The 264-nt window shown below is 50.8% G+C and carries 1 protein-coding gene; it reads right to left on the bottom strand.

Annotated features, from left to right (window positions below; genetic code table 11):
- Positions 1-249: UbiA family prenyltransferase (locus tag RMT89_RS43595; protein ID WP_315889296.1), on the bottom strand; the 249-nt coding region annotated here is incomplete at its 3' end.
- Between the last annotated feature and the right edge of the window lie 15 nt (positions 250-264).

Below are 264 nucleotides of genomic sequence, written 5' to 3'. Positions count from 1 at the left end.
ATAGCGTTTCATAAAGGGGTAACTGCTGGCAAGCACCACGGCGACTAATGCCAGTAAGCGTGTTTCGTTGTTTAAAAATAGTAGCAAACTCGCAGCACAAGCTAATAACAGACTAAACAGCTGCAGCGCTTCGCGGGAAGATACCGCACCGGTAGCCAGCGGCCGATGCTTAGTGCGTTCAACCTGCCCGTCTACATTACGATCAGCAAAATCATTAATGACACAGCCCGCCGCACGCATAAGCACCACGCCCAAGCTAAACAC

The sequence above is a fragment of the Streptomyces sp. P17 genome, from assembly GCF_032436805.1.
In the GTDB taxonomy this organism is placed as follows: Bacteria; Actinomycetota; Actinomycetes; order Streptomycetales; family Streptomycetaceae; genus Streptomyces.
This window is presented reverse-complemented; position numbering and strand designations above follow the sequence as displayed.